At 78.3% G+C, this 5,042-nt stretch carries 5 protein-coding genes; all 5 read left to right on the top strand.

The window, feature by feature from the left end:
* The first annotated feature begins 209 nt into the window (after window positions 1–209).
* Window positions 210–1,352, top strand: coding sequence for a glutamate--cysteine ligase (locus HLB09_RS12745; RefSeq protein WP_322790169.1), 1,143 nt, complete (start codon window positions 210–212; stop codon window positions 1,350–1,352).
* A gap of 161 nt (window positions 1,353–1,513) precedes the next feature.
* Entirely contained in the window at window positions 1,514–2,407 is an 894-nt protein-coding gene (locus HLB09_RS12740) for an ANTAR domain-containing protein (protein WP_171203727.1), read from the top strand.
* A gap of 143 nt (window positions 2,408–2,550) precedes the next feature.
* Window positions 2,551–3,564 (top strand): ornithine carbamoyltransferase, encoded by a 1,014-nt coding sequence (argF, locus tag HLB09_RS12735; RefSeq protein ID WP_171203728.1) that lies wholly within the window; start codon window positions 2,551–2,553, stop codon window positions 3,562–3,564.
* Between the two features lie 217 nt (window positions 3,565–3,781).
* Entirely contained in the window at window positions 3,782–4,069 is a 288-nt protein-coding gene (locus tag HLB09_RS12730; protein ID WP_171203726.1) for an HU family DNA-binding protein, read from the top strand.
* Between the two features lie 211 nt (window positions 4,070–4,280).
* Window positions 4,281–5,042 (top strand): GNAT family N-acetyltransferase (locus HLB09_RS12725; RefSeq protein ID WP_171203725.1); only part of this gene is annotated, 762 nt, incomplete at its 3' end.

The raw sequence follows: 5,042 nt of genomic DNA, 5'->3' as shown, positions 1-5,042 counted from the left end.
GCCCCGACCGGCCGCGCCGTCCTCGGTCTCGTCCTGGGCGCGAGCGTGCCCCCGCGGGCGCCCGGCCGCGACCGCACGGCGCCGGGCCTCGGACCGGCCTCGGACCTCGGGCCCCACGGGCCCCGGACCGGGTCCCGGACCGGGACCCGGGACGGCGCGCCGGGCGGACCGCGGCGCGCGCGGTGCTCCCGCCGTGCTGGACTCTGCCCGTGGCCGTCGCCTTCACGCCCTCGCCGCGGCCGACCGTCGGCGTCGAGTGGGAGCTCGCGCTCGTCGACCGGACGTCGCGCGACCTCGTCAACGCGGCGGACGCCGTCCTCGCGGGCGTGCGCTCCGCGGGCTCGCTCGCCCCGGGCCGGGTGACCGGCGAGCTGCTGCGCAACACCGTCGAGGTCGTCAGCGGCGTCTGCGAGAACGCCGACGCGGTGGCCGCGGACCTCGGCGAGGCCGTCGCGGCGGTGCGGGCCGCGGCCGAGCCCCTCGGCGTCGAGCTCGCCTGCGCCGGCACCCACCCCTTCGGCCAGTGGTCCACCGACCAGCTGGCCGACGGCGAGCGCTACGCCGAGCTCATCGAGCGCACGCAGTGGTGGGGCCGGCAGATGCTCATCTGGGGCCTGCACGTGCACGTGGGCCTCGACTCCGCGGACAAGGTCTTCCCGGTGCTCGGCGCGCTGCTGCACAAGGCGCCGCACCTGCAGGCGCTGACGGCGTCCTCGCCCTTCTGGACGGGCGTCGACACGGGCTACGCGAGCAACCGGGCCATGATGTTCCAGCAGCTGCCGACGGCGGGCCTGCCGTTCGCCTTCGAGCGGTGGGAGGAGTACGAGGGCTTCGTCGACGACCAGCTGCGCACCGGCGTCATCGACGGCCTCTCCGACGTGCGCTGGGACATCCGCCCCGCCCCGCACCTCGGCACCCTCGAGGTGCGCGTGTGCGACGGCGTCCCGACCCTCGCCGAGCTGCGCGCGGTGACGGCGCTCGTGCACTGCCTCGTCGTCGACCTCGACCGGCGGCTCGTCGCCGGCGAGCGGCTGCCCTCGATGCCGCCGTGGCACGTCCAGGAGAACAAGTGGCGCGCCGCCCGCTACGGCCTCGACGCGGAGGTCGTCCTCGACGCGGCGGGGCGCGAGCGGCTCGTCACCGACGACCTCGCCGACCTGCTCGAGGACCTGCAGCCCGTGGCGCGCGACCTGGGGTGCGTCGACGCCCTCGGCGCGGTCGAGCAGATCACCCGCACCGGGGCGAGCTACCAGCGCCAGCGCGCCGTCGCGGAGCGCTCCGGCGGGGACCTCGTGGCCGTCGTCGACGCGCTCGTCGGCGAGCTCCGCGACGGGGAGCCGCTCCGCGGCTGAGGGCCGGGCGGCTCTGCGACGGGCCCGACCCCGCGACGGGCAGGGCGCCGCGCCCCTGCCCACCACCGGACCACCACCCGGGCCACCACCGGGCCACCACCGGGCGCGCCCGCGGGCGTGGCCAGCGGGCGTCCCGAGGTCCGCCGGGCGACGATGGGCAGATGACCGACGTCGACCCCGATGCCCTGCGCGCCGGGCTCGCGCGGCTGCAGCAGCTGGCCTCCGCCGCCGAGAGCGCGGACGCCGGCGCCGCCGACACCCTCGGCGACCTGCTGTCCGCCCTGAGCGCCGCCCTGCCACTCGCCTCCGCCGGCCTGATGCTCCGCGACGCCGACGGGCGGCTGTCCTGCGTCGCCTGGACGGGCTCCGCCACCCGCTCCCTCGAGCGCGCCGAGGACGAGACGACCTCCGGGCCCGCCACGGACGCCCAGGTGCTGGGGCGCTCCCGCGCCACCACGGACGTCCTCGTCGACCCGCGGTGGCCCTCGCTCGGGCCGGCGATCGCCGCCCGGCCGGTCGAGGGCGCGCTCGGCGAGCAGTCCTCCGACGGGGTGGGCAGCGGGCTCGAGGGCGGCGTCGACGCCGGCTCCGGCCGCGGCGTGCCCACCGACGACGCGGCTCCCGGCTCGCCGCCGCCCGTGGACGGCTCCGGGTCGCCCCGCGCCGTCGCCACCGTCCCGGTGTCCGTCGCCGGCGGCCCCGTCGGCTGCCTCGTGGCCGTCCGCGAGGAGGCGGTCGCGTGGGAGCCCGAGCAGCTCGACGTCCTCGAGTCCGCCGCCCGCGTGGCCGCGGGCCTGCTCGCGAGCGCCGCGGCGGCGGAGAGCACGAGCCGGCTCGCCGAGCAGCTCCAGCACGCCCTCGACCACCGCGTCGTCGTCGAGCGCGCCGTCGGCTACCTCATGGCCCAGCAGCAGGTCGACGCCACGGACGCCTTCGGGGCGCTGCGGCGCACGGCCCGCTCCGCGCGGCGGCGCGTCGCCGACGTCGCCGAGTCGGTGCTCGCCCTCGGGGGCCTCGAGGCGGCGGCCGACGCCGTCCGGAGCACGCCCGCCTGAGGACCCCGGCCCCGCCGCGCGGCCCGCTCGTCCCTCCGACGGGCGGGCGCCGCGGCGGGCGGACGGCGGCCTCGGGCAGGATCGAGCGCGTGGACGACCCTGACGACGCCCCCAGCGCCCCCGTCGACCCCTTCTCCGGCGACCTGCCGCCCGTGGACCTGACGGGCCGCAGCTTCCTCAAGGAGCTCGACCACTCACCGGAGGAGTGGGCGGCGCTGCTCGAGCTCGCCGCCCGGCTCAAGGCCGAGCGCCGCGAGGGCCGTGCGCGCCGGCGTCTCGAGGGCCGCGCCGTGGCCCTGCTCTTCGAGAAGACGAGCACGCGCACCCGCGCGGCCTTCGAGCTGGCGGCCGCGGCGCAGGGCGCGCACACGACGTACCTCGACCCGGCGGGCTCCCACCTCGGCCACAAGGAGTCGGTGGAGGACACCGGTCGGGTCCTCGGGCGCCTCTACGACGGCATCGAGTACCGCGGCGCCGCGCAGGCCACCGTCGAGCTGCTCGCGGAGGTCTCCGGCGTCCCCGTCTGGAACGGGCTGACGGACGAGTGGCACCCGACCCAGTCCCTCTGCGACGCCCTCACGATGGCCGAGCACTCGCCCCGGCCGCTGGCCGAGACGTCCTTCGCCTTCCTCGGCGACGGGCGCGGCAACGTCGCGGCGTCCCTCCTCGCGATGGCGGCGCTGACGGGCATGGACGCCCGCGTGGTGGCCCCCGAGCCGCTCCAGCCGTCCGCGGAGGTGCTCGCGGCCGTCCGGGAGACCGCGCGCACCACCGGCGCGCGCCTCACCGTCACCGACGACGTCGCCGCCGGCGTGCGGGGCGCCGACTTCGTCCACACCGACGTGTGGGTCTCCCTCGGCGAGCCCGAGAGCGCGTGGGACGAGCGCATCCCCCTGCTGGCGCCGTACCGCGTCGACGCCGCCGTCCTCGCCGCGACGGGCGTCGACGACGTCCGCTTCATGCACTGCCTGCCCGCCTTCCACGACCTCGGGACGTCGCTCGGCCGCGCCGTCCACGCCCGCCACGGCCTGACCGAGATGGAGGTGACCGACGAGGTCTTCCGCGGCCCCGCGTCGGTCGTCTGGGACCAGGCGGAGAACCGCCGGCACACCATCGAGGCGGTCATGGTGGCCACCCTGGCGGGCACCGGCGCCTGACGACGCGCCCGGCGGCGCGGACCGCGTCCGCCCCCGGCGCCCCGGCACCGCGTAGGGTCGCCGCCGAGCACTCAGCGTGCATCGGGCCGGCGGGGCCTCCCCGCCGACCCAGCTCGACCGGCACCACCGCACCGACCGACACCACCCGACGAGGCGCCCCGCTCCCGGCGGGCGCCGAGAGACCGGCCGGCCCACCGGCCCGACCTGGAGGTCCCGCGTGTCCATCAACCGCAACGAGCTCGTCCAGAAGATCGCCGACAAGCTCGACGGCGACGTGTCCAAGGGCGACGTCGACAAGGTCATCGGCGGCTTCGCCGACGTCCTCACCGAGGCCGTGTCGCAGGGCGACAGCGTCTCGATCCAGGGCCTCATGAGCGTCGAGACCGTCGAGCGCGCCGCCCGCCAGGGCCGCAACCCGCGCACCGGCGAGTCCATCGAGATCGCCGCCACCACCGGCGTCAGCATCAAGGCCGGCAGCAAGCTCAAGGCCGCCGCCAAGGGCTGAGCCCCCCGCTCGCACCCGAGCGCTCCGACGGCGCCCGCCACCACCGCAGGTGGCGGGCGCCGTCGCGTCCGAGCAGGTCAGGCGCCCGCGGGGGCTCCCCGGGCCGTGCGGCGGACCCCGGCGTGTCACCGGCCCCGACCGGGCACGCGCGGTCATGCTGGGCACAGCCGGTGATCACCGGTGACGGACGATGACCGAGGAGCTGGGCGACGTGCCTCCTCCCCCCGCGACGACGCCGGTGCTGCGCGTGCGCCCGGCCGTGCCGTCGGACCTGGCGCGGACGGCGCGCTGGCAGTGCCGCCACCTGCCCCACGGCTTCTTCCCGTCGCTCGGCCGCGGCTTCGTCGCCCGCTGGCACGGCGCCCACCTCGACGCCCCCCACGGCGTCGCGCTCGTCGCCGAGCTCGTCGGGGGCTCGGAGGCCGTCCCGGTCGGCTTCCTCGTCGGTGCCACCGACCAGCGCGCGCTCGTCGCCGAGGTCGTCGCCCGCCACCGCTGGTCGCTCGCGGCCGCCGGAGCGCGGGCGCTGGGCCTGCGCCCCCGTGCCGCCCTGCGCTTCGTGCGGACGCGGGCGCGCCCCTACGCCCGGCGGCTCCTCGGCACGGGGGGTCGCGGGCCCGCGGACGCCGCGGCCGCGCCGCCGAGGAGCACCGACGACCGCGCGCCGGTCGCCGTGGTCGCCGCGGTCGTCGTCGCGCCCGCGGCGCGCGGCGCCGGGGTCGGCGAGGCCCTGCTGGAGGCCTTCGCCGCCCGTGCCCGCGCGGCCGGCACGACGACGGCCGAGCTCGTCACCCGCGCCGACGGCGGCGCCACCGCCTTCTACGAGCGCCTCGGGTGGGAGCGCGTCGCCGACCATCTGCGCGGAGTTGCCCGCCGCGATGGCGTCGTTGAGCGCTCCGGTGGTCTCCTCGACGCTGCCGGCGATGCCCCACCGGATGATCGAGTCCGTCAGCGCGCCGGTCAGGCCCAGGAC

It is taken from the genome of Pseudokineococcus marinus (assembly GCF_013004605.1).
In the GTDB taxonomy this organism is placed as follows: Bacteria; Actinomycetota; Actinomycetes; order Actinomycetales; family Quadrisphaeraceae; genus Pseudokineococcus; species Pseudokineococcus marinus.
This window is presented reverse-complemented; position numbering and strand designations above follow the sequence as displayed.